This is a genomic window from Hoeflea sp. 108 (genome assembly GCF_000372965.1).
Lineage (GTDB): Bacteria > Pseudomonadota > Alphaproteobacteria > Rhizobiales > Rhizobiaceae > Aminobacter.
In genome coordinates, this window is record NZ_KB890025.1 from 382,831 (window position 1) to 407,939 (window position 25,109).

Here is a 25,109-nt window from a genome sequence, read left to right on the forward strand (position 1 = left end):
GACCAGATTGCAGCCAACCGGCGAAGCTGTCCACGGATCCCGACACCGGGCATGTAAACGTCGTAGAATTGGAGGTCATTATGGCAACTAAACCGAGGTTCAAGAGCGATGCCTTCGAGGCTATCCATAGCTCGGCCAACGCAATGTACAAAGTCGGAACGATCGACAAGGCGACGATGCGCAGTTTTGACGAAAGCTGTCTGACGACGCCGAACCTCGAACCCGATGAGATCAAGACGCTGCGCGAGAGCCACCACGTAAGCCAGCCGGTGTTCGCGCGCTATTTGAACACGTCGGAATCGACGGTGCAGAAGTGGGAAACCGGCGCCAAGCGGCCGAGCGGCATGGCCCTGAAGCTGCTGGCCATTGTCCGGAAGCACGGGTTGCAGATCCTGCAATAGGCGCTGGATAGCTTCCGGGTCATGAGCCTTCGGCGGAGCTGCCTTGTCGATGACGTAATTCTGCAATCGATTCGGGGTTATTGAGACTGACCTCGAAGGTGAGTCGGCGTTTGTCAGACCAGCTTCGGCCAGACGCGAGGTTGCCCCGTGGATCATGACGACGCCGATCCCGAGAGATGGGCCGAAGCCCGGCGGCGGGCGGAGATCCTGTCGAAAATGCCGTCGCGACCAGGCGACGTGGATGTCGGCGATGCGATGGCTGCGCTCGGGATCAGCCGGGCAACGCTGTTTCGCTGGCTGAAGCAGTTCCGCAAGGATGACCGCACAAGCGCGCTGTTGCCGCGTCGACGCGGCCCGGATGCGGGCATGCAGCCGCTGGAGCCGACAGTGCTCGCCATTGTCGAAAAGCATTTCCAGAAACTCTATGCCACTCGGCGAAAGCCCACACGGACGCGCTTTCAGCGCGAGGTGGCGGCGGATTGCCGAATGGCGGGATTGCAACCGCCCTCCATTCGCCGGCTCGGGCGCTGGCTTGCCATGCATGATCAGGCTGACCTCCTGCGTCGCCGCGAAGGTGCCAAAAGATCCGAGCCGGTTTTCCTGGCGACGCCGGGCGGACTGGAGGCCACAGCACCGCTCCACATCGTGCAGATCGACCACACCAAGGTCGACGTCACCGTGGTCGATCCGGTGACGCGGTTGCCGATCGGCAGGCCGACGCTGACGCTGGCCATCGACGTCAACACTCGGATGGTCATGGGGTACTATCTGTCGCTGGAAGCGCCGTCTCTCACGGTCGTGGCGCTGTGCCTGACCCATACGGTGATGGACAAGACTGGCTGGCTGGCTTCGCGCGGCATCGCGGCCGACTGGGCCGCGCATGGCATTCCCAGGACCATTCATGTCGACAACGGCGCCGAATTCCATGCGCGGGCCTTCGAGCGCGCCTGCGCCGAGCACCGCATCGACCTAACCTACCGCCCACCCGGCACGCCGCGCTTCGGCGGCCATATCGAACGGTTGATCGGCACGATGATGGGGGCGGTGCATCTCATTCCCGGCTCGCATTTCTCCAACATTCGCGAACGCGGCGATCTCAACCCGGAAGCCGAGGCGGTGATGACGCTGCGCGAACTTGAAACCTACCTCGCGCTGGAAATCGTTGGGTCCTACCATGCACGCATCCACAAGACCCTCGATCTGCCGCCGGCAACGGCCTGGCGAACCCGGATCGTCGAGGACACGGTGCGGATGCCGTCCGATCCACGGCAATTCCTGATCGATTTCCTGCCGTTCGAGGAGCGCACGCTGCAGCGCGACGGGCTGCATCTGTTCCATATCCGCTACTGGTCGGATGAGTTGCGCTGGCTAATGGGCCCAAATCCGCGGCGATTGCCCATCAAATATGATCCACGCGACCTGTCTTGCGTGTTCGTGGCGACAGGGGAGGCGTATCTGGATGTGCGGCCAGCCGACCGCACCCGTCCGGCGATCGCCTTGTGGGAGCACCAGGCGGCGCGTCGTGCGTTGCGGGCAGAAGGGCGCAAGGCCCTCGACGAGGATCTCATTTTTTCTACGATCCTCGCCCAGCGCGCTCTGGTCGACGAAGCGACGCGCACGACCAAGGCGATGCGAAGGGATCTTGCACGGCGCGAGCACCTTACCGCGACGATGATCGACATCACGCCGGAGATCGCCCCGATCGGCGACGACAGACCCCTGCAGCTACCCTATTTCGCGGTGGAGGAATGGGATGACTGAGGATTTCGAGCATCTGTTTCCCGCCAGCCGACAGGTCGCCGCGCTCAGCGCAGAGGAACGCATCCGCAGGATCCGCGCCGACCGCTGGATCAACTATCCGCGCGCCGAACAGGCGCTGCAAAAACTCGAGGAGCTGATCGTCTTCCCGCAGCGCGCCCGCATGCCTAATCTGCTCATTGTCGGCGCCAGCGGCATGGGCAAGACCATGATCGTGGAAAAGTTCTCGCGAGATCATCCCTCCAGTTTCGACGCGGTGACCGGATGCATGCACATGCCGGTGATCGTCGTGCAGATGGTGTCGGGGCCCGACGAGGCGCGGTTCTACAAGCGGTTGCTGGCGGCGATCGGCGCGCCCGAACCGCCGCGCGCAACGCTGTCAGTCCTGGAAAACCTGACCTTGCGCCTGCTTTCAGAAATCCGCCCCGGGCTGCTGGTCATCGACGAGGTGCACAGCCTGCAGGCCGGCTCGGTGCGCGAGCAGACGCGGTTTTTGAACATGCTGCGCTTTCTCGGCAACGAGCTCAGGATTTCGCTCGTCTGCGTCGGCACCCAGCAGGCGCGCAACGCGCTGCGCACCGACGATCAGCTGGTGCGCCGTTTCGAAGCCTTCGCGCTGCCGCCCTGGCAGAACGACGCGGATTTTGGCGGCCTGATCGGCAGCCTGCAGCGTACCTTGCCGCTGCGCCGGCCGAGCGAGATTTCTGAGCCGATGCTGAAGCGCTTGGTCGAGACGACCGGCGGCATCACCGCCGGGATCTTCTCGCTGATGGGCATGCTCGCCGCTGCCGCGATCGAAAGCGGCGAAGAGCGGATCGTCGCCCATGATGTCGCCGACAAGCGCAACATTCTTGCACTGCTGGGAGAACCGGTGTGATCACCGCGCCGACATTGACGCGGTTGCCGGTCGTGCCGAGGCCGGAAAAGGACGAACGGTTGTCCTCGTGGATGCATCGGCTGGCGCGTCTCTACGCCATGCCGATCGACGCGTTTTTGGAGCACTGCGGCTTGAGCGGCCGCAGGATCGGCGAGCTGGAATGGCGGCTTGGGGCAGGGGAGGGGGCTTTGCTGGCCCGCCGCACCGGCATCAGTCTGGATGCCTTGCGGGCACTGACCTTTGCCGGGATCGGACCGCATGCACGGCTGATGATCGCGACCAGCAATCGCTATGTCTGCCCGCACTGTCGTGCGGGCGTTAACCGAAAGACGGCCGCGCTCCCCTGGAATTTGTGGTGCGGCGAGCATCAAATGCGGTTTCGCTTCAAGGGAGGCGGAAGTCTGCAGACCCTGATGTCAAAACCGCAATTGATGGCTCTCGACCGCTACGCGCGCGCCAGTGCGCTGCGGATGGCGGACTGGACACGGGGGAGGGATGAGGGAGCCCCGTCAATCGAGGCGCTGCTGGATTTCCTGACGACGCGGCATCGCAAACCTTCGCCGCCGTCGCTCGATGAACAGCCCGTTCTTTCGCTGGAGGCACGTCGGGCCAATCACGCGTTTCTGACGCGTCCGATCGCGCGCCAGGCGCTTCTGGTCATCGTGCCGGAGTATGATCGCGTTGCACCCATCCTGGCCAAGCCGGTTCCGCGTGGCCTGTTCGCGCTGGCGCACGGCTCTCTCCTGCAGAACTATGCGCTTGCCGTCGGCTTGGGGCGACTGTCCGCCGATCCGGCTGGTTACGCGGCAGCGGTGTTGCTGGCGAGCGACCCGGAAGGCGAGGAACGGTTGCGCGAAACATTGCGGGCGTGGCCGCTGAAGTTGCGCCGGCGTATCTACGGACGGTTCAGGCGGCTTCGCGACGCTCAGAATGACGCGCATCGCGACCCTTTTGCCGGAAAGAGGCGGCCAGTCTCACAATTCCGATTCACCCAGTCTCATAATCATGCTCGGGGAATCTCATAATCATGCGCGAGAGTCCCGCCCAGGCCCTTGAGTCTCATCAATTCTGCTCATCCGACAATTCTGCTCGACATTAGAGGCCATTTCGGCAGCAGATCACTTTATGAACGATAATGCAAGATTATCAGTCATTATAGCCGGCCGACATAGCGTGCGGTTAAGTGCGACAGAATGTGCTAAACCGCACGCATGGTTTCACTCTGTCTGCCTGAATTTTTGCAGAAACTCTTGGCGCACCAGCGGTAAGTGTTCCGGGCGCTCTTTGGAACTGCAATGGAAGCCAACGATCTCGCCTTGGATCGCCTGTGTCATGCCTGTGAAGTATCGATTCTTAAAGGCGCTGGGGGCTACGACGCTGCCCTCGAATAGCCTCCATAGTCCATGATCTGCTGAAGCAAGGGCCACCGGCCGACTGAGCAGCTATCGCTTCCGTAGCCCTGCCGCCACAAGCAGATGGTTACGCTAGCGCATCAAGCGCGGCTTGTCCCATCCTGACGCTGGCGAGCCTGGCGATGATCTGCGCTGGTGTTCTGCTTATCTCCGGAGACAATCTGAAGTTGGTCTGTGAGTTCTGAATGTCTTGCCAAATTTGCAGGCTCCAATGCCAATTGTTGGACTGGCGTTGCGCTGGCAGTGCTTCTGAACAATGAAATAAATCTTACGGTAAGAACTGAGGGAAGCTTCGGACATACTTGGCCAGAAAGGTCAACTGCCCGCGTTTTTCGTTGCGCCCATTGACAGCCCGCATCGCTCATGTACTCTCTAATAACAGCTTAAGTTCCATTAATATGGAATACGTAGGGAGGACGTTCGATGAAGCTGAAACTTGCATCCTTGGCTGCCACGCTTTTGCTGGCCTCGCCGGGCTATCTGATGGCTCAGGAAAAGGGTGGCGTGATCAACGTCGCCACCATCGGTGAGCCGCCGACCCTTGACCCGATGACGTCGACTGCCGACCTGGTTGGCATCGTCACGCAGCACATGTTCGAGACGCTTTATACTTTCGACAAGAAGTGGACCGTGACGCCGCTTCTGGCCGAGGCGCTGCCGGAGGTCGCCGCCGACGGCAAGACCATGACCATCAAGCTGCGCCAGGGCATCAAGTTCCATGACGGCACCGACATGGATTCGGCCGACGTCGTTGCCTCACTGAACCGCTGGGTCAAGCTCGCCTCGCGCGGCAAGCAGGCCGGCAATTTCATTGCCTCGATCACGGCCACCGATCCGTCGACCGTGACCATCGCGCTCAAGCAGCCCTATGCGCCTCTGGCCTCGCTGCTCGCCTTCAACAACTCGGCGGCCATCGTCATCCCGTCCGAGAAGCAGGCCGACACGATGGCCGAGTTCGTCGGCACCGGTCCTTACATGCTGAAGGAGCGCAAGGCCGACCAGTATATCCAGCTCGTGCGCTACGATGGCTACAAGGCGCGTTCGGAGGCCAGTGACGGTTATGGCGGCGCGCGCCATGCCTATCTCGACGAAATCCGCTTCGTTCCGGTGCCGGACGCCAACACCCGCGTCGAGTCCGCCGTTTCGGGTCAGTACGACTATGTCGACGCCTTGCCGGTGGAATCATTCGACAAGCTGAAGGGCGCATCCGCGACGCAGCCGTTGCTGCTCAGGCCGTTCGGTTATCCGGTGTTCGTGTTCAACACTGCCGAAGGCTCGGCGAAGAATGTCGAGGTGCGCAAGGCGATCCGCCAGGCGCTCAGCATGGAAGACATGTTGGCGGCTGCCTTCGGCAGCACCGACTTCTATGCGCTCGAGGGCAACATTTATCCGTCGACCTTCGCCTGGAGCACCGACGCCGGCGTCGAGGGCAATTACAATGTCGCCAATCCGGAAGGCGCCAAGGCTGCAGCAGCGGCTGCGGGCTATAAGGGTGAGCCGGTTCGCATCCTGACCAGCCGCCAGTACGAGTTCCACTACAAGATGGCGCAGGTCGCCGCCGAGTATCTCAAGCTGGCCGGCTTCAATGTCGACCTGCAGGTGGTGGACTGGGCGACGCTGACCCAGCGCCGCGCCGAGAAGGGCCTGTGGGACATCTACATCACCCACAGCCCGTTTCTGCCGGAACCGGCGCTGATCGGTTCGCTGTCGACCACCGCGCCGGGTTGGTGGGACACACCGGAGCGCAAGGCTGCGGTCGATTCTTTCACGGCCGAGGTCGACCCCGCCAAGCGCGTGGCGCTTTGGGCTGACGTGCAGAAGGTCATCTACGGCGACGTCCCCTTCATCAAGATCGGCAACTTCAACGCCGTCGGCTCGATCTCCAACAAGCTCGAAGGCGTGGATCCCGCTCCGTGGCCTTACTTCTGGAATGCTTCGATCAAGAAGTAAGACGCTGAGCATTGCGGGCGCCGGTCAGGCTGGCGTCCGCTCATCGCCGCGCCTGACGCGTGGATACGGGAACCGCCATGATACGCTATATCCTTCAGCGCATCGCCGGAATGATTGTCGTGATGTTCATCGTCGTGACCGTCGTTTTCGTGATCGTGCGCGTCACGCCAGGCGACCCCGCCGCCGTCATGCTGGGGCCCGATGCCACGCCTGAGGACATAGCGGACCTCAGAACGCGCCTCGGCCTCGATAAGTCGATTTTCGTCCAGTATTTTCTCTATATCGGCCAATTGCTGAAGGGCGATCTCGGTCACTCGATCTTCCTCAACATGCCGGTTTCGGCAGCCTTGATGGAAAGGGCGGAGCCGACCTTCTTCCTCACCGTCTTTTCGCTGTTCGTCGCCTGCGTTATCGCCCTGCCCGTCGGCATCTATGCTGCCTATCGGCGCGGGTCGTTCATCGACCAGGCATCGACGCTGCTTGCCATGCTGGCCGCCAGCATCCCGAGCTTCTGGCTGGGGCTGATCCTGATGCAGGTATTCGCGGTACGGCAGCAGTGGTTCCCCGTGTCAGGTTATGGCGGGCCGGATGCGGCGTTCCTCGACAGGATGTACCATCTCACCTTGCCGGCCGCCGCACTCGGTCTGGTGTCGTCGGCGCTGATCCTGCGCTTCACCCGCGCTTCGATGCTGGATGTCCTCGGTGACGACTACATTCGTACCGCGCGCGCCAAGGGCGTGGTCGAGCGGCGGGTGGTGCTGAAGCACGCGCTCAAGAACGCGCTGATCCCGATCCTGACGGTGATCGGCCTGACGGCCGCCGTGCTGATCTCGGGCGCGGTCGTCACCGAAACGGTCTTCGGCCTGCCCGGCGTCGGCAACCTGGTGGTCTCGGCGGTGCTGAGGCGCGACTACCCTGTCATCCAGGGCGCGCTGCTGGTCATCGCCGGCCTCTATGTCCTCATCAACTTCGCCATCGACATGCTCTATCTGCTGGTCGATCCAAGGGTGCGCTACTGATGACCGATCTCGTCAATTCAGCATCCTTGCCGGCGCCCGAGCCGCGATTCCTGTTCCTGCGGCGACTGTTGAGGCGCAAGACCGTTGCCTTCGGCGTCATCGTGCTGGCGGTGTTTGTCCTGCTCGCCCTGCTTGCGCCGTGGATCGCGCCTTACTCACCGTCCAAGCTTTCTATCGTCAATCGCCTGAAGCCGCCGAGCGAGCTGTTCTGGTTCGGCACCGATGAATTCGGCCGCGATATCTTCTCGCGTACCATCTATGCGGGTCGCCTGTCGTTGTTGGTCGGCGCTGCCGTGGTCACGCTGTCGGCGCTGATCGGAGTGACGCTCGGCCTGCTGGCCGGGTTCTTCCGCTCGCTGGACACGCCGATCGCACGGCTCATCGATGCGATGATGGCATTCCCCGACATCTTGCTCGCCATCGCACTGGTTGCGGCTCTCGGCCCGTCGCTGGTCACGGTGATCGTGGCGTTGTCGATCGTTTATGCGCCGCGACTGGCGCGTATCGTAAGGGCCTCGACGCTGGTCATCCGCGAACTGCCTTATGTCGAGGCGGCGAAGTCGATGGGCATCTCGACCTTCCACATCATGACGCGCCATGTGCTGCGCAACCTGGTCTCGCCGATCCTGGTGCAGGGCACATTCCTCTTTGCCAGCGCCATGCTGGCCGAGGCCGGCCTGTCGTTTTTGGGGCTGGGCGTCAGCCCTGAGATTCCGACCTGGGGGACCATGATTGCCGCCGGGCGCCAATATATCGGGCAGGCCGATTGGATGACCTACTTTCCCGGCTTCGCGATCATTCTCTCGGTCCTGTCGCTGCAACTGGTTGGCGACGGCCTGAGGGACATGCTCGACCCGAGACTGCGAAAGGACATGTAAGATGCCAAAGATCGAAACGGGCAGGCCCCTTTTCATTTCCAATGTGCGGCCCGTCGCCCTTGGCGACAGCGGTGCTCAGACGACCGACATCCTGGTTGGCGCGGATGGCGTGATCACTGCCGTCGGACCGTCGCTTCAGGCAACTGAGGGTGCGGAACGCATCGATGCCAAGGGCGCCTGGTTATCGCCGGGCTGGGTCGATCTGCATGTCCACGTCTGGTACGGCGGTACCGACATCTCGATCCGGCCCTCCGAATGTGGGGCCGAGCGCGGCGTCACCACGCTTGTCGATGCGGGCTCCGCCGGCGAGTCCAACTTTCACGGCTTTCGCGAATACATCATCGAGCCCGCGCGCGAACGCATCAAGGCGTTCCTGAATCTGGGGTCCATCGGCCTTGTCGCCTGCAATCGCGTCCCGGAACTGCGCGACATCAAGGACATCGACCTTGATCGCATCCTGCAGTGTTATGCCGACAACAGCGAGCACATCGTCGGCATCAAGGTGCGGGCCAGCCATGTCATCACGGGGTCGTGGGGCGTGACCCCGGTCAAGCTCGGCAAGAAGATCGCCAAGATCCTGAAGGTGCCGATGATGGTCCATGTCGGCGAACCGCCGGCCCTGTATGACGAGGTGCTGGAGATCCTCGGGCCCGGCGACATCGTCACCCATTGCTTCAACGGCAAGGCCGGCTCTAGCATCATGGAAGACGAGGACCTGTTCACGCTTGCCGAGCGCTGTGCTTCCGAAGGCGTGCGGCTCGACATCGGCCATGGCGGCGCGTCGTTTTCCTTCAAGGTTGCCGAGGCTGCGATCCAGCGTGGATTGATGCCGTTCTCGATCTCGACCGACCTGCACGGCCATTCGATGAATTTCCCGGTCTGGGATCTCGCGACGACGATGTCCAAGCTGCTGTCGGTCGGCATGCCGTTCGACAGGGTTGTGGAAGCCGTCACCCATGCGCCGGCATCGGCGATCAAGCTGGACATGCCGAAGTCGATCACTGTCGGCGCGCGTGCCGATTTCACCATCTTCGATCTCGTTGACGGCGACCTCGAGGTCACCGACTCGAACGGCGATATCTCCCGGCTCAAGCGCCTGTTCGAGCCTCGCTACGCAATCATCGGATCGGAGGCCGTCACGGCCAGCCGATACGTGCCCCGCGCCCGCAAGCTCGTGCGCCACAGCCATGGCCTTTCGTGGCGCTGAAACATGACCCCAGAGACTGGACCTGAATTGACCGCCTCCCAAGACATCGCTGCTTCCGCAACTTCAAGCCCCGCCGACCGCCTGATCATGCTGGGTGTTCAGCTTCCACCGGCGCCGCCGCCGGTCGCCAACTTCGTCACCCATGTGCGCGAGGGTGACATGCTCTATCTCTCGGGGCAGGGGCCGCGTGAGGTGGATGGCACGTTGTGGACCGGCAAGGTCGGCGACGCCGTCAGTGTAAGCCAAGCCTACCAGCATGCCCGCCTTGTAGGGATCAACCTGCTGGCGGTCATGCAGGAGGCGCTCGGAGATCTCTCCAGGGTCAAGCGGGTCGTCAAGCTGCTCGGGATGGTCAATGCCGCCCCTGACTTCGAAGACCACCCTCAGGTCATCAATGGATGCTCCGATCTCTTCATCGAGGTCTTTGGCGAGGCCGGCCACCACGCGCGCTCGGCCGTCGGCTTCGGGTCTCTGCCCGGCAACATCACGGTGGAGATCGAAGCTATCGTGGCACTCAGGAACTGAGCGATGACGCTAGCGGTCGCGCCAACCCATCGTGGTTTCGATCCGCTCGGCGGAGGCGCGCACGCGGTCGGTGTAATGGCTCTCGTCGGAGAGGACCTTCTGCTCCGGCAAGACAATGGAGATCGTGGCGACACATTTGCCATCGCGGTCGCAGACCGGCGAGGCAATGCAGGCCACTGCATAATCGGACTCGGCAATCTGCATCGAAAGCCGCTGCTGGAAGGCCTTTCCCGCGGCGGCCGACAGGGCGGTGGCGTCCACCTCGGCACGCCCGGTCGGCGACATGCGGGCGCAGCGCCTGAAAAGTTCGATGCGCTCGGCCTCTGGCAGGTGCCCGACGAGCAGCCTGCCGGACGCGGTCCAGTTCAGCGGCACGCGCGTACCGACGCGCGAGGCGACCTGGAAGGGGCTCGGGCCGTCCGCCATGGCGAGCACCAGCATGTGGTCGCCCTCGCGGCCGCACAACTGGACTGTTTCGCCGACGTCGCGGCACAGATCGTGCATTTCGCGGTTGGCAACACCCATGAAGTCGAGCGAGCGCGCATAGGCGAGGCCATAGTGGTAGAGCCGCGCGCCAAGCCAGATGGTCCCGTCGGGGCTTCGCGCCAGCATGTTCTTTTCGACGAGGTCGTCGATGATGACGTAGACGGTCGAGAGCGGCGCCTTGATCGCCTTGGCGATGGCATAGCCGCCAGCTGGCTCGCCGGTCTCGTAGAGATAGTCGATCACCTGCAGGGCGCGATCGATGCCCGATACCCGGGAGCGCTTGCCACCGTTTCCAGCGGTCTCGGCATCGGCGGGTCGAGATATCGCGTCCAAGGGCGTGCTCCTGCTAACCAGAACAGCATATTACATTATTATGGCATAGCTTGTCGACCCGAAAGCCGACGCTTGCCAGTGCACGGGAGGGGAAAATGACAGAAGACATCCGCTGCAAGCTCGGCCTGCGACCTGTGATCAATGTGTCGGGGACGATGACGAGTCTCGGTGCCTCGATTGTCGTGCCGGAAGCCATCGCCGCGATGGGCGAGATCCTGCCGCAGTTTGTCGAAATCAACGATCTCCAGCGCAAGGCAAGCGCTGTGATTGCCCGCCTGACCGGCGCAGAGGCGGGCTATGTGACGGCGTCGTGCTCGGCCGGCATCTCGCTGGCCGTTGCCGGCGCCATGACTGGCGACAATTTGCTGGCGATCGAGCGGTTGCCGGACGTGACGCCTGCCAGGAATGAAGTGATTGTCCAGATGGGACACATCATCAGCTATGGCGCGCCGGTCGACCAGGCCATCCGCTTGGCGGGCGCCAAGCCTGTCATCATCGGGCAGGCGACATCTACCCATCGCTTCCACATGGAGAACGCCATCACCGACAAGACGGCTGCTGCAGTCTATGTCGTGTCGCACCATGTGGTCGACTACGGCCTGCTCAACCTGATCGAGTTCGTCGAGATCGCCCATGCCAGAGGCGTGCCAGTCATCGTCGACGCGGCGTCCGAATATGATCTGCGCATCTTCCTGGCGCAGGGGGCCGACATGGCTCTCTATTCAGGCCACAAGTTCTTGGGCGGGCCGACCTCCGGCATCGTCGCCGGCTGCAAGGACCTTGTCCGCCACGCCTTCCTGCAGAACCTCGGCATCGGCCGCGGCATGAAGGTCGGCAAGGAAAGCGTCTATGGCGTCATGGCCGCGCTGGAAGCCTGGGAGAAGCGCGACCATGCAGGTATTCGCGAACGCGAGACGGGCTATCTCATGCTTTGGAAGGAAACGCTCGACGGCCGTCCCGGCGTCCACGCCGTGATCGAGCCCGACCCGACGAAGAACCCGCTCGACCGGCTGCGCGTCAACATCAGCGCACAGGAGGCGCATATCACTGCCTGGGATCTGGCAGCGGTGCTGGCCGCGGGCGACCAGCCGATCATCGTGCGCGACCATGAGGTCGAGCATCACTACTTCTATCTCGACCCCTGCAACCTGCATCCCGGCCAGGAGACGATTGTGGCCAGGCGATTGGCCGAGGAGCTCGACAGGGCGCGCGCTTCCAACGAGATCATCGCCACGCCTTTCGAGAACCGTAGCCGCCATCGCTTCGACGGCCTGCTGCGCTGGCCGGACTGACCGGGCGACTTGTCGACCAATTCAGGGAGGAGAGATCATGAGCGTTGCGACATCCAGGCTCGACCAGACCGTCAACCCGGTGCTGTCGGTTCAGAATCTCACGACTTCGTTTCTGGTCGACGGCAAATGGCGCAATGTGGTGCGCGACATTTCCTTCGACGTCGCGCCGGGCGAAACGGTCGCCATTGTCGGTGAATCCGGGTCCGGCAAGAGCGTGACCTCTTTGTCGATCATGCGCCTGTTGCCGCCCGACACCAGCCGCATCGAAGGCAGGATCATTCTCAACGGACGCAACCTGACCGATCTTCCCGAAGACAAGATGCGACAGGTGCGCGGCAACGACGTCGCGATGATCTTCCAGGAACCGATGACGAGCCTCAATCCGCTCTTCACCATCGGCGACCAGATCTCCGAAGCGCTTCTGTGCCACAACGCCATATCTTTTGCCGACGCCCGGGCGGAGACCATCCGACTTCTGGAAAAGGTCCGCATTCCCTCCGCCGCCTCGCGCTTCGACGAATATCCGCACCGGTTCTCGGGCGGCATGCGCCAGCGCGTCATGATTGCCATGGCGCTGGCCTCGCGTCCGAAGCTGCTCATCGCCGACGAGCCGACGACGGCGCTCGACGTCACCATCCAGGGACAGATCCTCGACCTGATCAAACTGTTGCAGGAAGAGCAGGGTACGTCGGTGCTGTTCATCACGCACGACATGGGCGTGGTCGCGGAGGTGGCAGACCGTACTGTCGTCATGTTCCGCGGCGATCAAGTGGAGACGGGTGCCACAGCCGACATCTTCCATCGCGGCGAGCATCCCTATACCCGCGCGCTTCTGTCAGCCGTGCCGGTGCTCGGGTCGATGGAACGACGCGACCGTCCGTTGCGCTTTCCTGTCGTCAATACCTCGACGGGCGAGTTCACCCTGCCCCAGGAAACGCCCGACACCGTCGATCGCGGCAAGCCGGTCCTGCAGGTGAAGAACCTGGTCAAACGCTTCGACATTCCCACCGGCCTGTTCGGCCGGATCGGCGGGCGTGTCCATGCGGTGGAGAACGTGTCCTTCAATCTGTTTGCCGGCGAAACGCTGTCGCTGGTTGGTGAATCCGGCTGCGGCAAGTCGACCACCGGTCGTGCCATCATGCGCCTGATCGAGCCCACGCGGTTGCGATCGACGGCAGGGACATCCTTGCAATGGACAGGCACCAGATGCGGCAGATGCGCAAATCCGTGCAGATGATCTTCCAGGATCCGTTCGCCTCGCTCAACCCGCGCATGACGGTCGGACAGGCGATTGCCGAGCCCTATCTCGAGCACAGGATAGGCACGGCAAAACAAGGGCGTGAGCTTGTTGCCGATCTGCTCACCAAGGTCGGCCTGTCGCCCGACATGGCGAGCCGCTACCCACATGAATTCTCGGGCGGGCAGCGGCAGCGCGTCTGCATCGCGCGCGCGCTTGCGCTGGAGCCGAAAGTCATTGTCGCCGACGAAAGCGTCTCTGCGCTCGATGTCTCGGTCAAGGCGCAAGTCATCAACCTGATGCTCGACCTGCAGCAGAGCCTCAACCTCGCTTTCCTGTTCATCTCCCACGACATGGCCGTTGTCGAGCGCGTCAGTCATCGCGTCGCAGTGATGTATTTGGGCGAAATCGTCGAGATAGGCCCGCGTGCCGCCGTTTTCGGCAATCCGCAGCACGACTACACCAGACGCCTCTTGGCGGCGGTGCCGGTTCCAGACCCCGACCGTCGCAACGAAAAGCGCATGACGGCGGCCGAAGAGCTGAAAAGCCCGATCCGCGCGCCCGACTATCAGGTTCCCGCGCGCCATTTCCGAGAAGTCTCCGGCGGTCATATGGTGGCGGTTTAGCCCGTCTGAACACGGAAATATGCCAAGGCCCAAGGGCAATCGCGGCTAGCTCCAGCACGGCGATGCAGGCTGCGCGTCCGCCGTCCAATGATTGGCTCCGCTCAGTAACTTTGCCCAGCCCCACACGTCGCCAAAGAGTCGTGCTATGAAACTCGATCACGCGGAATTGTTCGCCTGAGGCGGACCTTCGATGGTCGCCGCATCAGGCTCGCCGTTCTCACGCCATGGCGATAATGCCGGCAACGACGCTTTCAGGGCTGCGTCGCCTTGCGCGCCTGTGTGGCTCATGACGCCCAGGCGATGTCGAGGCTATGGCGGCGGCTGCTTTACTCATTGTCAGGAAAGGTGAAGATAGGTTTAGACACCGCCTAGAATCTCCCCTCTGGCACTCAGGAAAATCGACATCGATACCGCCTTGCTGACGCTGCTTGTTCTTTTGCCTTTCGCGGGAAGCTTGATAACCATCATGCTGGCCTCGAAGGCGCGAAATCTCGCTGGCATCATTGCCGGCGCCGTGGCGTTGGCCTGCCATGTGACGGTTTGGCTCCTCTATGTTCCCGTCCGCGACAATGAAGTGGTGCGCTCGGTCTTCGAATGGGTGCCCAGCCTTGGCCTTTCCGTCTCACTCAGGCTCGACGGCTTTGCCTGGCTGTTTGCGCTCCTGGTCAGCGGCATCGGCGTGCTGGTTGTCCTTTACGCCCGGTATTACATGTCAGCCGAAGATCCGGTACCGCGCTTCTTCGCCTTCTTCCAGGCTTTCATGGGGGCGATGCTCGGCGTCGTCATCTCCGGCAACCTAATCCTGCTGGTAATCTTCTGGGAACTCACCAGCGTCACATCTTTCCTGCTTATCGGCTATTGGCACCACAATCAGTCCGCGCGCGATGGTGCGCGCATGTCGCTGACCGTCACGGCGATCGGAGGCCTTGGTCTGCTGGGCGGCGTCGTGGTGATCGGGCACATCGTCGGAAGCTACGACCTCGACCGCGTGCTGGCTTCCGGCGACCTGATCCGTGGCCATGCTCTCTATCTGCCGGCGCTGTTGCTCGTGCTGCTCGGGGCGTTCACCAAGAGTGCCCAGTTCCCGTTCCATTTCTGGCTTCCCAATGCCATGGCCGCGCCGACGCCGGTGTCGGCATATCTTCATTCGGCGACGATGGTGAAGGCCGGCGTTTTCCTCTTGGCGCGCCTGTGGCCAGTCCTGTCCGGCACACCTGAATGGTTCACCATCGTCGGGCTGGCGGGCATGGCCTCGCTCGTCGTCGGCGCATATCTCGCCATGTTCCAGCAGGACCTCAAGGGACTGCTTGCCTACTCGACGATCAGCCATCTGGGCCTGATCACGCTGCTGCTGAGCCTCGGCAGCCCTCTCGGCCTGGTTGCCGCCATCTTCCACATCATGAACCATGCGACTTTCAAGGCGTCGCTGTTCATGGCTGCCGGCATCATTGATCACGAGACCGGCACGCGCGACCTCAGGAAACTGAGCGGGCTGTTCCGCTTCATGCCGATTACCGGCACGCTTGCGATGGTGGCGAGTGCGGCCATGGCCGGCGTTCCCCTGCTCAACGGTTTCCTGTCCAAGGAGATGTTTTTCGCCGAGGCGGTCGAAACGCATGCCGATTCCTGGCTGGACACGATTGCACCCTACGCCGCCGTGCTCGCCAGTGCGCTGGCGGTGACCTATTCGATCCGGCTCATTCACTCCATCTTCCTCGGCGCACCCCCGGAGAGTTTTCCGCGCGCGCCTCATGAGCCGCCTTTCTTCATGCGCCTGCCCGTGACCTTGTTGGTGATCGCCTGCCTGGTGGTCGGCATCGCACCGGGGCTGACGATCGGACCCTATTTGCACATCGCGGTCACCTCGGTGCTGGGATCGGCTACGCCCGAATACAGCCTTGCCGTCTGGCATGGCTTCAACACGCCCCTGATCATGAGCCTGGTCGCGCTGGTTGCGGGAGCGTTGCTCTACATTTTGATCGGCAATTATCTGGAACGCTCGGACGGGCCTTTCCTGCTCAGCGGCATCCAGGCGCAACGCATTTTCGAGCAGGTGATGGTCACGGTTTCGTGGCGCTGGGCACGCTTCGTCGAGACCAATCTGGGCACTCGCCGCTTGCAGCCGCAGCTGCGCCTTGTCGTCTTCAGCGCTTTCGCCGCGGCATTCCTGTCGCTCTTCGGCGGCGTGGTCGATCTGGCGCCGATCAGCCTCAAGGGCATGGACTGGGCCTTTACCGGCATGTGGGCGGTGGGCGTGGTCTGCGCCGTCGCGGCGGCCTACCAGGCCAAATTCCACCGCCTGGCCGCGCTGGCCCTGCTCGGAGGCACCGGGCTCGTCACCTGCATGACCTTTGTCTGGATGTCGGCGCCGGACCTCGCTGTCACCCAGCTTGTCGTCGAGATCGTTACCTCCGTTCTCATATTGTTGGGTCTGCGCTGGCTGCCGAAGAGGTTCCAGGGACTGAGCGAGGCCACCGGCCCCATGGCAAGGCTGCGGCGCCTGCGCGATCTTGTGATGGCCGTTGGTGCGGGTCTGGGAATGACGATCGTCGCCTATGCGGTCATGACAAGACCCCTGCCGCAGACCATTTCCGACTTTTTCCTCGAAAATGCCTACAGCGGCGGCGGCGGGCGCAATGTCGTCAACGTCATCCTCGTCGATTTTCGAGGCTTCGATACGCTGGGCGAGATTACGGTGCTCGGCATTGTGGCACTTACGGTTTTTGCCTTGCTGCGCCGGTTCAGGCCGGCGCCGGACACCGTCGAGCGGCCCGAGCAGCAGCGAATCCAGCGCGCCTATGACGAGGCGCACCCCGATCGCCAGCCGGGCGCAACTGCGGTCGACTATCTTCTGGTGCCTTCGGTCATCATGAAGTGGATGTTCCCTGTCGTCATCGTGTTCTCGGCCTACCTGTTCCTGCGCGGCCATGACGCGCCGGGCGGCGGCTTTGCGGCCGGCGTGGCGATGGCCGCCGGGTTCATTCTGCAATACATGGCGGCCGGAACGATCTGGGTCGAAGACAGGTTGCGCATCCTGCCGGTGACCTGGATAGGCGGCGGCCTGCTGACGGCACTTCTGACCGGTGCGGGAGCCTGGTTCTTCGGCAAGCCGTTCCTGACGTCATACGCGCAATATGTGGATGTGCCTCTTATCGGCAAGGTGCCACTCGCTACCGCTTCGCTCTTCGACCTCGGTGTCCTGTCGCTCGTCGTCGGCGCGACCGTACTCATGTTGATCGCCCTGGCCCACCAATCGGTCCGCAGGCTGCGCGCGTCCCGGATAGAGGAGCAGTCGTGATGGAGCTGACACTTGCAATTGCCATTGGCGTGCTGACGGGCTCCGGCGTCTGGCTGCTGCTGCGGCCGCGCACCTATCAGGTGATCATTGGCCTGTCGCTGCTGTCCTATGCGGTCAACCTGTTCATCTTCAGCATGGGCAGGCTCCACAGCGGCGCAGCCGCCGTACTCGACGGTGCCGGCGCCATCAACCCGGCAGACTATGCGGATCCGCTTCCGCAGGCGCTTGTGCTGACCGCAATCGTCATCGGTTTTGCCACCACGGCACTTTTCCTTGTCGTGCTGCTGGCATCGCGCGGATTGACCGGCAGCGACCATGTCGATGGGCGGGAGCCACATTGATGGATTTCGCCGCGCATCTTCCCGTCCTGCCCATCCTGCTGCCAATGGCGGCGGGGGCCACCCTGCTGTTGTTCGACGAGCGTCGGCACAGCCTGAAGGCCGGCATCAACATTGCAGCCACTGCATTGCTGTTGGTGCTGTCGATCTGGCTCTTGCGCCTGGTCGATGTTGCCGGGGCGCCGGTTGTCCATGTCTACCGCCTGGGCGACTGGGCGCCGCCTTTCGGCATCGTGCTGGTGCTTGATCGGCTTTCGGCCCTGATGGTGACTTTGACGTCGGTGCTCGCCGTGGCATCGCTGCTGTTTTCGCTTGCGCGCTGGCACAAGGCGGCCCCGCATTTCCACACGTTGTTTCAGTTCCTGCTGATGGGTGTGAACGGCGCGTTCCTGACCGGGGACCTGTTCAACCTATTCGTTTTCTTCGAGGTTCTGCTGGCGGCGTCTTACGGGTTGATGTTGTATGGTTCGGGTACTTTTCGGGTGCGCGCGGGCCTGCACTACATCGCGATCAATCTTGCGGCGTCGCTGCTGTTCCTGATCGGCGTCAGCCTGATCTACGGCGTGACCGGCACGCTGAACATGGCCGATCTGGCTCAGCGTATTCCCGAGGTTGCGCCGGAAAACCAGGGCCTGCTTGCCGCAGGTTCGGCCATCCTGGGTGTCGCCTTTCTCATAAAGGCCGGCATGTGGCCGCTGTGCTTTTGGCTGCCCACCACCTACATGGCGGCTTCCGCTCCCGCCTCCGCGCTCTTCGCCATCCTCAGCAAGGTCGGGTTCTATGTCTTGCTGCGGCTCAGTTTATTGCTGTTCGGGGCAGAGGCCGGTGCGCTCATGGGCTTTGGCGGCGAGGTGCTGCTGATCGGCGGCATGGCCACCATCGCGTTCGGTGCTTTCGGCGTGCTCGCTTCACAGTCGCTTGGCCGGCTTGCCGGCTATAGCCTGCTGGTCTCCTCGGGCACGCTGTTGGCCGCGGTTGGTCTCGGCGACAAGGCGGCCGTGTCGGGGGCGCTGTTTTATCTTCTGACCTCGACGCTTGCGGTAAGCGCGCTTTTCCTGATGGTCGAGCTGGTCGAGCGCGCGCAGGAGCCCGCCGCCAACCTGCTGACCGTCACGATGGAGGCCTATGGCGACGATGTCGAGCCGGAAGAAGACGAGCAGGAAGAGGTCGGCGTGGTCATGCCGGGCGCGCTCGCCATTCTCGGCATCTGCTTCGGGCTTCTGGCCCTGCTTCTCTCCGGGCTACCGCCGCTGTCGGGCTTTATCGGCAAGTTCGCGTTGATCAATGCCATTTTCAACCCGGCAGGCCTTGGGGCGCAGACAACGGGCCCGGGCGGTATGGGCTGGACATTGACGGCGTTGTTGATCCTGTCGGGACTTGCCGTGCTGCTTGCCATGATGCGAACCGGCATACGTACATTCTGGGCGCCACTGGAGGTCATCGTACCCCGGGTGCTGGTGGTGGAGATCGCGCCGGTCATTCTGCTGATCGGCATTTGCGTTGCCATGACCGCCCAGGCCGGCAACGTGATGCGCTACACCGATGCGGTGGCGGATGCCCTGCACCACCAGCGCCTCTATGTCGGCAGTGTTCTGCCTGAAGCCGCCAACGAGGCAGGGCAGGCGCAATGAGACATATCCTGCCATATCCGGTTCTCACCGCCGCGCTGACCGTCGTGTGGATGCTATTGAATTCATTCTCGCTCGGGCACTTGCTCCTGGGAGCTGTCGTGGCTGCCGGTGCATCGCGCGCCATGACCGCACTTGAGCCTTCAAAGCCGAGGCTGCGGCGCTGGCAGCTCATTCCGTGGCTTTGCGGTATCGTCCTGATCGACATCGCGAAGTCCAACTTCGCCGTGGCCTCGGTCATCCTGAGGCGGCGTGCGCGCAGCCCGGGGTTCGTGTCGATCCCGCTCGAGCTGCGCGATCAGACTGGACTGGCAGTCCTTGCCTGTATCGTCACAAGCACGCCCGGCACTGCCTGGGTCGAATATGACTCGGCCACCGGCGAGTTGCTCATCCATGTTCTCGACCTGGTCGAGCGGCAGGAGTGGATCGACCTGATCAAGAACCGTTACGAGGCGACGCTGCGGGAGATTTTCGAATGAGTGCGACCATCCTGGTCTGGTCCGTGACCATCGCGCAGCTCATGCTGGTGGTTGCCATGGCATGCAACACATACCGGCTCATCCGCGGGCCGCGCGCGCAGGATCGCGTGCTTTGCCTCGATGCGCTTTATGTCAATGCGATGCTCCTGGTGCTGACCTTTGGCATTCGAACGGGCAGCTCGCTCTATTTCGAGGCGGCGCTGGTTATCAGCCTTCTCGGCTTCATCTCGACGGTCGCCTTCGCAAAATTCCTCATGCGCGGCGAGGTGATCGAATGACCCATGCCGAGGCACTTCCCGCCTGGGCCGCGCTGCTGACGGCGTTCCTGGTTCTGGTGGGCGCCAGCCTGACCTTGATCGGCGCGATTGGCACGCTGCGCTTCCGCACCTTTTTCGAGAGGGTGCATGCGCCTACGCTGGGCACGAGCTGGGGCACCGGCGCTATCGTGCTGGCGTCCTCGCTACTCTTCTCTGTCCTCGGTTCGCGTCTTGTCTTTCCGGAACTGCTGATCGGCGTATTTGTGAGCATCACCACTCCGGTAACGCTGATGCTGCTCGCTCGCGCCACACTCTATCGTGAGCGGTCTGAAATCGCTTCCGCAGCGGCACCGGATCTTCTAGAGGAACCGGGTGACAGACCGACCGAAGCGTAGCGAGGCCACGGGCCTTCGTGTCAGGAGCGCGCCGCCGGCGTGACAACCACCTGGACAACTCCGGTGCGGCCGACCACGGCAAACGTCGTTTCCTTGCCGATCTTTTCGGCGTCCAGCGTGCGTACCAGATCGTCTACGCCGCCAACGGCGTGACCGTCGATGGCGACGATAATGTCGCCTTCCTTCAGCCCGGCTTTCGCGGCCGGTCCGCCTGTTTCGACCGAGCGCAAGCGCACTGCCGTGCGGCTGGTAACCTGCGCGGCCAGCGCCGTGCGGCGCGGCAGGGCGACCGTGTCGGCCGATACGCCGATAAAGGCGCGGCGTACGCGCCCGAAGCGGATGATTTCCGCAATGACGAAATTGGCCGTATTCGAGGCGACGGCGAAGGCGATGCCCTGGGCACCACGGATCGTGGCGGTGTTGACGCCGATCACCTCGCCGGCCGACGATACCAGCGGGCCACCTGAGTTGCCCGGGTTGAGCGCCGCGTCGGTCTGGATCACGTCATCGATGAGCCGGCCGCTCACGGCGCGCATCGACCGGCCCAAGGCCGACACCACGCCGGCCGTCACCGTCCATTCAAAGCCGAGCGGGTTGCCAATGGCGATGGCGATCTGGCCGCGGCGCAGGCGCTTGGAATCCCCGAGCGGAGCGATGTCGGGAAAATGTCCGTCGGCACGCACCAGGGCAATGTCGGTATCGGCATCGCTGCCAAGGACACGCCCTTCTACCGAAGTGCCGTCGGGCATTGCGACACGCAAGGTACGCGCCTCGCCGACGACGTGGAAGTTGGTGACAACCAAGCCGTCCGGCGAGATGACGAAGCCCGAACCCTGGCCGCCGGCCTTGCCCTCGGCATGGGGACCGATACGGCAGACGGCGGGGCCGACGCGGTCAACTGCGTCGGCGACGGTGGAAGAGTAGGCGTCAAGCAGGCCGCCATCATGCGGAAGCTGGTCGGTCGCAGGCAGGGCCATGGGGGCCTCCGTGTCAGTCGCACAATCGATGCCTATATGTGCTGTGCGCGTCCGCGCGGCGCGACCTGACCGGATGGCTAGTGCCCCAGGTTCCTAGCCGTTCGGCGAGTTGGAAGTGCGATACGGCGTGGCAATATCCGGGTTCAGAAAACCCCTATCGGGCTAACCCAGGAGCGCGTGATGACCAGGTTTGATCTTGCGGCCTTTTCCAATGCAGTTGCCGACATTGCCGGCCAGGCGGCGCCCGTGACTGCGAGCTTCTTATCCCATCATGGCAGGACTGCGACCGCCTTCCACTGGGGAGAGGGCCTTTACGTCGCCGCCGAGGAGTCGGTCGATCCGGACGAGGAATTACACCTTACCCTGCCCAGCGGCGAGACCGTGAAAGCCGAATTGATCGGCCGCGATCCTTCGACCGGCGTAGCCCTTTTGAAGCCTGCGACAGCGGCAGTCGGAACGGTCTTCAAGAAAGCCGGGACGGTGCGTTCCGGCGACATCGTCGTGGCGACCGGGCGTGACGGAGCGTCGCCTCTGGCGGTCTTCGGCACCGTGGCCGAGGTCGGACCGGAATGGCGCTCGCGGCGTGGCGGCGCCATCGACCGCCGCATCAATCTCGCGGTGGTGGCGGGCGCTCGGTTCGAGGGAGGACCGGTGCTCGACGCCGGTGGCGGACTGGTCGGGATGCTGCTCTTTGGGCCGCGCCGCCGGGCGCTTGTCATCCCTCACGAGACGATCGAGCGCACCGTCGCGACGTTGCGCGAGAAAGGCCACGTCCTGCGCGGCTATCTCGGCGCCGGCTTGTATCCTATCCACCATGGTCAGCTGCAGGGCGCCATGGTCATGGGGCTCGATGACGACGGCCCGGCCAAGGCTGCCGGCATTGCGCTCGGCGACATCGTTACGACCTGGAACGGGGAGCCGGTACGCGGGCCGCGCGACCTGATCCATCGGCTGGGGCCGGACAGTGCGGGGACTGTGGTGACGCTGACGGTCCGGCGTGGCGGGGAGACGCGCGACGTATTGGTCACCATCGGCGAAAAGCCTCTGGTCTAGAGGGGCCCGGTGCTGTCATGCCGGAGACGCAACATAGGCTGCTCGTTCTGGTGGCGCTCGGCGACATGGCGTCGAGCGAGCAGCTTGCCCATCGCCTGTCGGAGGATTACGGGCTGGTGCCGGTGACAGCAGTAGACCTGGCCGGAGGCGACCGCGTCGACGTGGCGATCGTCGATGACGAAACCGAAAGCGGCGCGCTGACGCGAGGTGTGGCACGGATTGTGCTCGCCTCCCGAACGACGCACCGACCAGCGGCTGTTGCGGCGGTATTGCCGCGGGACGCCGGCACAGCACTGATAGCGGCGGCCGTGCGGCTTGCCGCTGCGGGTTATGTCGTCGATGATGCGCCTTCTGATCTGGATGGGCGCGGCGGGAGGCTCGGCTCGACCGATGGCCGGCCAGATGGTGGGCTCTTAGCCGGTGGTGAGCCGGATCACGAGGCGATCCGACTGTCGCCGCGCGAGATGGAGGTGCTGGCGCTGCTTGCCGAGGGTGCATCGAACAAAGTCATCGCGCGGCATCTCGACATTTCCGTACACACCGCCAAGTTCCACGTCGCGGCGATCCTGGTGAAACTCGATGCCGCCAACCGCACCGATGCAATCGCCACAGCGATGCGGCAGGGACTGGTGCTGGTCTAGGGGGCCGTTACAGGAGTGATCGGGCACTGACCTCGCTGCAGATTTTCCCGTCTAACCCTCGAAATCGCCGAACGTGTTCTGCAGTCGGGTCAATAGGTCGACGCGTTCGCCCACTTCATCGCCTAGAAGCACGATGATGTTGCTCAGCATCAGATCCATTACTGCAATGATGGTTGCCGAGCCGTCCCAAAGCGGACCGTGTGACCCGGGCACCACGAGGCAGATGTCGGAGACTTCCGGTCCCCATGGGCAGAACTCGTCGGTCAGCAGCACGACCTTGACGCCCATTCGCCGTGCCTCGATGGCAAGCGGGCGCGCCTTGGCGGCAAAGCGTCTGACGTCGTGCAGGAACAGCACGCGGCCTTCAACCGAGCCGTCGAGCAATTCGGAATAGGTTCCGTTCAGTCCGTCGACAAATTGCACGCGCGGCCGCGTATAGGACAGCTGGCTGGCAAAATACTGGGCGATGCCGCGGACGTTCTGGTACGCCGCGACATAGACCTCGCTTGCCGAAACCAGTGCATCGATCGTCTGTTGCCACTCCGGAGCCGCGGCCAGCTCGTAGATTCGGCCAAGATTGTCTATTTGCTGCTGGATCAGCCCGGCCAGCAGCTTGCCTTCGCGGATGTCCTCCCTGAGGCGGTCGACGGGACCCTTCACCTGCCAGGCGGGATTGGAGCTGCCGCGCCGGAGCTCATTCTTCAGCTGATCCAGTCCGTCAAAGCCCATGCGTCTGAGATAACGCCCGACCGTCATCGGCGACAGTTCGAGGCGGGTTGCGATGGAGCGCGCCGTCTCGAACGGGATTTCGCCCAGATTGCGTTCAATGTAGTTCGCAATCAGCTTGTCGGACTTGGACCGTCTCAGTTCCTCGCTTTGAACGAGCTTCAGGATTCGTTGCGCCATATCCTCTCCGGCCAGCCGCCGCACGGGCAAGTCTGAACTACTGCGCTGTCTTCACCTTGGTCCAGACGCGATCAAGCTGGCGCAGGCCAGGACCCAGGTCCTCGAAGATCTGGAGCCGCTGCATCGTCTCGGGTGACGGGTTGATTTCCTTGCTATTCTTGATGTTGTCGGGGGTCAATTGTCGCGCCGGAACGTTCGCCGTGCCGTTGGTCTGTTGGGAGACGTTGAGCGCCGCAATCTCAGGGCGTGTGTAGAACTGAAGGAACTTGATCGCGTTGTCCTTGTTGGGTGCGCTCTTGAGGACGCAGATGTCCTCCTGGTACATGGTGGCGCCTTCTTCCGGGATGACATAGCCGAGGTCGGCAGTGTTGCCGAACACGTCAACCATGGCGCCAACGAAAAAGTGCCCTGCAGCAACGTCACCTGATTGCACCATGGGCCGTGTGTCATAGGTGAAGGCGGCCACGTCGGGCTTCATGGCGATGATCGTATCGGCCGCCTGCTGCAGTTCCGCGGGGTCGGTCGAGTTCACCTTATGCCCGTTGAGGATCAGGCCCACGGCCAGAACCTCGCGCATGTCGTCGAGGAGCGTGAACTTCAGGCCCTTGGCTTCGACGGTTGCGATCAGATCCTTCCAGCCGGTGATATCCTTACCGAGGATCTTGCGGTTGTAGAAAATGCCGACCGAACCGAATGCGTAAGGCAGACAGTACTCGCCTTTGGGGTCGCTCTTGGCGCGCATGAACGAAGGGTCGATGTTCTTGAAGCCCTCATAGGTGTTTATGTCGGTCTTCTCGAGCAGATCGAGCTTGGCCATGATGTCTTGCATGTGGACCGATGGGAAGACGATGTCGTAGCCGGTGGCGCCTCCCTGGATCTTGGCCAGCATTTCCTCGTTCGAAGAATAAGTGGACAGGTTGACCTTGATCTGGGTCTCGTCCTCGAACTTCTTCAGAACCGCCGGATTGATGTATTCGCCCCAGTTGTAAATGTTGAGTTCGGCAGCAGTGGCCGGTGCTGCCGTCGAAATAGCTGCCGCAAATGAAGCCGCAGCTAACAATGCCCCCAGCCTGCCGCCCCCTGCGCCCAGGACTGTGCGGAAAATGATGTTCATCGGATTCTCCTCTGTTGGTTTT

22 protein-coding genes and 1 pseudogene are annotated in these 25,109 nt (G+C 62.8%); 19 read left to right on the forward strand and 4 right to left on the reverse strand.

Annotation, left to right across the window (positions count from 1 at the left end):
* Positions 1-80: 80 nt before the first annotated feature.
* The 9 genes from B015_RS0127700 to B015_RS0127740 all read left to right on the forward strand — a co-directional run bounded on the left by B015_RS0127700 (position 81) and on the right by B015_RS0127740 (position 10,027).
* On the forward strand, positions 81-401 hold the full coding sequence (locus B015_RS0127700; protein ID WP_026227817.1) for a DNA-binding transcriptional regulator: 321 nt from the start codon (positions 81-83) through the stop codon (positions 399-401).
* 147 nt (positions 402-548) lie between these two features.
* Positions 549-2,162, forward strand: a complete 1,614-nt coding sequence (locus B015_RS0127705) for a Mu transposase C-terminal domain-containing protein (protein WP_018431026.1) — start codon at positions 549-551, stop codon at positions 2,160-2,162.
* On the forward strand, positions 2,155-3,036 hold the full coding sequence (locus B015_RS0127710) for a TniB family NTP-binding protein (RefSeq protein ID WP_018431027.1): 882 nt from the start codon (positions 2,155-2,157) through the stop codon (positions 3,034-3,036). Before B015_RS0127705 ends, B015_RS0127710 begins: the two co-directional genes overlap by 8 nt.
* Positions 3,033-4,061 (forward strand): TniQ family protein, encoded by a 1,029-nt coding sequence (locus tag B015_RS0127715; RefSeq protein WP_018431028.1) that lies wholly within the window; start codon positions 3,033-3,035, stop codon positions 4,059-4,061. Before B015_RS0127710 ends, B015_RS0127715 begins: the two co-directional genes overlap by 4 nt.
* Before the next feature lie 810 nt (positions 4,062-4,871).
* Positions 4,872-6,398 carry an ABC transporter substrate-binding protein gene (locus B015_RS0127720; protein WP_018431030.1) on the forward strand — a complete coding sequence of 509 codons (1,527 nt, stop codon included), beginning with the start codon at positions 4,872-4,874 and terminating at the stop codon, positions 6,396-6,398.
* A gap of 77 nt (positions 6,399-6,475) precedes the next feature.
* The gene (locus B015_RS0127725) at positions 6,476-7,417 is read left to right on the forward strand and encodes an ABC transporter permease (RefSeq protein ID WP_018431031.1); all 942 of its coding nucleotides are present in this window, start codon (positions 6,476-6,478) and stop codon (positions 7,415-7,417) included.
* Complete coding sequence (locus B015_RS0127730; protein WP_018431032.1) at positions 7,417-8,295, forward strand: ABC transporter permease; 879 nt, start codon at positions 7,417-7,419, stop codon at positions 8,293-8,295. Before B015_RS0127725 ends, B015_RS0127730 begins: the two co-directional genes overlap by 1 nt.
* Before the next feature lies 1 nt (position 8,296).
* A complete protein-coding gene (locus B015_RS0127735) occupies positions 8,297-9,502 on the forward strand; it encodes an amidohydrolase/deacetylase family metallohydrolase (protein ID WP_018431033.1) in 1,206 nt (401 codons plus the stop codon).
* 87 nt (positions 9,503-9,589) lie between these two features.
* The gene (locus B015_RS0127740; protein ID WP_051092017.1) at positions 9,590-10,027 is read left to right on the forward strand and encodes a RidA family protein; all 438 of its coding nucleotides are present in this window, start codon (positions 9,590-9,592) and stop codon (positions 10,025-10,027) included.
* Between the two features lie 9 nt (positions 10,028-10,036).
* Here the strand turns inward: B015_RS0127740 and B015_RS0127745 are convergent, their stop codons facing one another.
* Positions 10,037-10,846 carry an IclR family transcriptional regulator gene (locus tag B015_RS0127745; RefSeq protein ID WP_018431035.1) on the reverse strand — a complete coding sequence of 270 codons (810 nt, stop codon included), beginning with the start codon at positions 10,844-10,846 and terminating at the stop codon, positions 10,037-10,039.
* A 95-nt stretch (positions 10,847-10,941) separates the two neighbouring features.
* Here B015_RS0127745 and B015_RS0127750 point away from each other — a divergent pair, with 95 nt between their 5' ends.
* From B015_RS0127750 to mnhG, 8 genes and pseudogenes are all read left to right on the forward strand, one after another.
* A complete protein-coding gene (locus B015_RS0127750; RefSeq protein ID WP_018431036.1) occupies positions 10,942-12,138 on the forward strand; it encodes an aminotransferase class V-fold PLP-dependent enzyme in 1,197 nt (398 codons plus the stop codon).
* Between the two features lie 37 nt (positions 12,139-12,175).
* A pseudogene (locus B015_RS31730) lies at positions 12,176-14,001 on the forward strand (ABC transporter ATP-binding protein).
* 397 nt (positions 14,002-14,398) lie between these two features.
* On the forward strand, positions 14,399-17,299 hold the full coding sequence (locus B015_RS0127760) for a monovalent cation/H+ antiporter subunit A (protein WP_040457337.1): 2,901 nt from the start codon (positions 14,399-14,401) through the stop codon (positions 17,297-17,299).
* On the forward strand, positions 17,299-17,640 hold the full coding sequence (locus tag B015_RS0127765; RefSeq protein WP_018431038.1) for a Na+/H+ antiporter subunit C: 342 nt from the start codon (positions 17,299-17,301) through the stop codon (positions 17,638-17,640). Before B015_RS0127760 ends, B015_RS0127765 begins: the two co-directional genes overlap by 1 nt.
* Entirely contained in the window at positions 17,640-19,268 is a 1,629-nt protein-coding gene (locus tag B015_RS0127770) for a monovalent cation/H+ antiporter subunit D (protein ID WP_018431039.1), read from the forward strand. The genes B015_RS0127765 and B015_RS0127770 overlap by 1 nt, the downstream gene beginning before the upstream one ends.
* Complete coding sequence (locus tag B015_RS0127775; protein ID WP_018431040.1) at positions 19,265-19,744, forward strand: Na+/H+ antiporter subunit E; 480 nt, start codon at positions 19,265-19,267, stop codon at positions 19,742-19,744. Before B015_RS0127770 ends, B015_RS0127775 begins: the two co-directional genes overlap by 4 nt.
* Positions 19,741-20,022, forward strand: a complete 282-nt coding sequence (locus B015_RS0127780; RefSeq protein WP_018431041.1) for a K+/H+ antiporter subunit F — start codon at positions 19,741-19,743, stop codon at positions 20,020-20,022. Before B015_RS0127775 ends, B015_RS0127780 begins: the two co-directional genes overlap by 4 nt.
* Complete coding sequence (mnhG, locus tag B015_RS0127785) at positions 20,019-20,396, forward strand: monovalent cation/H(+) antiporter subunit G (RefSeq protein ID WP_018431042.1); 378 nt, start codon at positions 20,019-20,021, stop codon at positions 20,394-20,396. Before B015_RS0127780 ends, mnhG begins: the two co-directional genes overlap by 4 nt.
* Before the next feature lie 20 nt (positions 20,397-20,416).
* Here the strand turns inward: mnhG and B015_RS0127790 are convergent, their stop codons facing one another.
* On the reverse strand, positions 20,417-21,373 hold the full coding sequence (locus B015_RS0127790) for a trypsin-like peptidase domain-containing protein (RefSeq protein WP_018431043.1): 957 nt from the start codon (positions 21,371-21,373) through the stop codon (positions 20,417-20,419).
* A gap of 180 nt (positions 21,374-21,553) precedes the next feature.
* Between B015_RS0127790 and B015_RS0127795 the strand changes: the two genes are divergently transcribed.
* Together B015_RS0127795 and B015_RS0127800 are read left to right on the forward strand one after the other, a co-directional pair.
* Positions 21,554-22,426 (forward strand): S1C family serine protease, encoded by an 873-nt coding sequence (locus B015_RS0127795; protein WP_018431044.1) that lies wholly within the window; start codon positions 21,554-21,556, stop codon positions 22,424-22,426.
* Positions 22,427-22,443: 17 nt separating this feature from the next.
* The gene (locus B015_RS0127800; protein ID WP_018431045.1) at positions 22,444-23,067 is read left to right on the forward strand and encodes a helix-turn-helix transcriptional regulator; all 624 of its coding nucleotides are present in this window, start codon (positions 22,444-22,446) and stop codon (positions 23,065-23,067) included.
* Positions 23,068-23,118: 51 nt separating this feature from the next.
* Here the strand turns inward: B015_RS0127800 and B015_RS0127805 are convergent, their stop codons facing one another.
* Positions 23,119-23,973, reverse strand: coding sequence for a MurR/RpiR family transcriptional regulator (locus tag B015_RS0127805; protein ID WP_018431046.1), 855 nt, complete (start codon positions 23,971-23,973; stop codon positions 23,119-23,121).
* 37 nt (positions 23,974-24,010) lie between these two features.
* The gene (locus B015_RS0127810) at positions 24,011-25,087 is read right to left on the reverse strand and encodes a spermidine/putrescine ABC transporter substrate-binding protein (protein ID WP_018431047.1); all 1,077 of its coding nucleotides are present in this window, start codon (positions 25,085-25,087) and stop codon (positions 24,011-24,013) included.
* Positions 25,088-25,109 lie beyond the last annotated feature (22 nt).

Coding starts and splice junctions, on each gene's coding strand:
- B015_RS0127770 (WP_018431039.1), top strand. CDS start 17,640: ATGGATTTCGCCGCGCATCTTCCCGTCCTGCCCATCCTGCTGCCAATG.
- B015_RS0127710 (WP_018431027.1), top strand. CDS start 2,155: ATGACTGAGGATTTCGAGCATCTGTTTCCCGCCAGCCGACAGGTCGCC.
- B015_RS0127725 (WP_018431031.1), top strand. CDS start 6,476: ATGATACGCTATATCCTTCAGCGCATCGCCGGAATGATTGTCGTGATG.
- B015_RS0127795 (WP_018431044.1), top strand. CDS start 21,554: ATGACCAGGTTTGATCTTGCGGCCTTTTCCAATGCAGTTGCCGACATT.
- B015_RS0127730 (WP_018431032.1), top strand. CDS start 7,417: ATGACCGATCTCGTCAATTCAGCATCCTTGCCGGCGCCCGAGCCGCGA.
- B015_RS0127805 (WP_018431046.1), bottom strand. CDS start 23,973: ATGGCGCAACGAATCCTGAAGCTCGTTCAAAGCGAGGAACTGAGACGG.
- B015_RS0127740 (WP_051092017.1), top strand. CDS start 9,590: ATGCTGGGTGTTCAGCTTCCACCGGCGCCGCCGCCGGTCGCCAACTTC.
- B015_RS0127750 (WP_018431036.1), top strand. CDS start 10,942: ATGACAGAAGACATCCGCTGCAAGCTCGGCCTGCGACCTGTGATCAAT.
- B015_RS0127810 (WP_018431047.1), bottom strand. CDS start 25,087: ATGAACATCATTTTCCGCACAGTCCTGGGCGCAGGGGGCGGCAGGCTG.
- B015_RS0127735 (WP_018431033.1), top strand. CDS start 8,297: ATGCCAAAGATCGAAACGGGCAGGCCCCTTTTCATTTCCAATGTGCGG.
- B015_RS0127780 (WP_018431041.1), top strand. CDS start 19,741: ATGAGTGCGACCATCCTGGTCTGGTCCGTGACCATCGCGCAGCTCATG.
- mnhG (WP_018431042.1), top strand. CDS start 20,019: ATGACCCATGCCGAGGCACTTCCCGCCTGGGCCGCGCTGCTGACGGCG.
- B015_RS0127800 (WP_018431045.1), top strand. CDS start 22,444: ATGCCGGAGACGCAACATAGGCTGCTCGTTCTGGTGGCGCTCGGCGAC.
- B015_RS0127765 (WP_018431038.1), top strand. CDS start 17,299: ATGGAGCTGACACTTGCAATTGCCATTGGCGTGCTGACGGGCTCCGGC.
- B015_RS0127700 (WP_026227817.1), top strand. CDS start 81: ATGGCAACTAAACCGAGGTTCAAGAGCGATGCCTTCGAGGCTATCCAT.
- B015_RS0127775 (WP_018431040.1), top strand. CDS start 19,265: ATGAGACATATCCTGCCATATCCGGTTCTCACCGCCGCGCTGACCGTC.
- B015_RS0127720 (WP_018431030.1), top strand. CDS start 4,872: ATGAAGCTGAAACTTGCATCCTTGGCTGCCACGCTTTTGCTGGCCTCG.
- B015_RS0127790 (WP_018431043.1), bottom strand. CDS start 21,373: ATGGCCCTGCCTGCGACCGACCAGCTTCCGCATGATGGCGGCCTGCTT.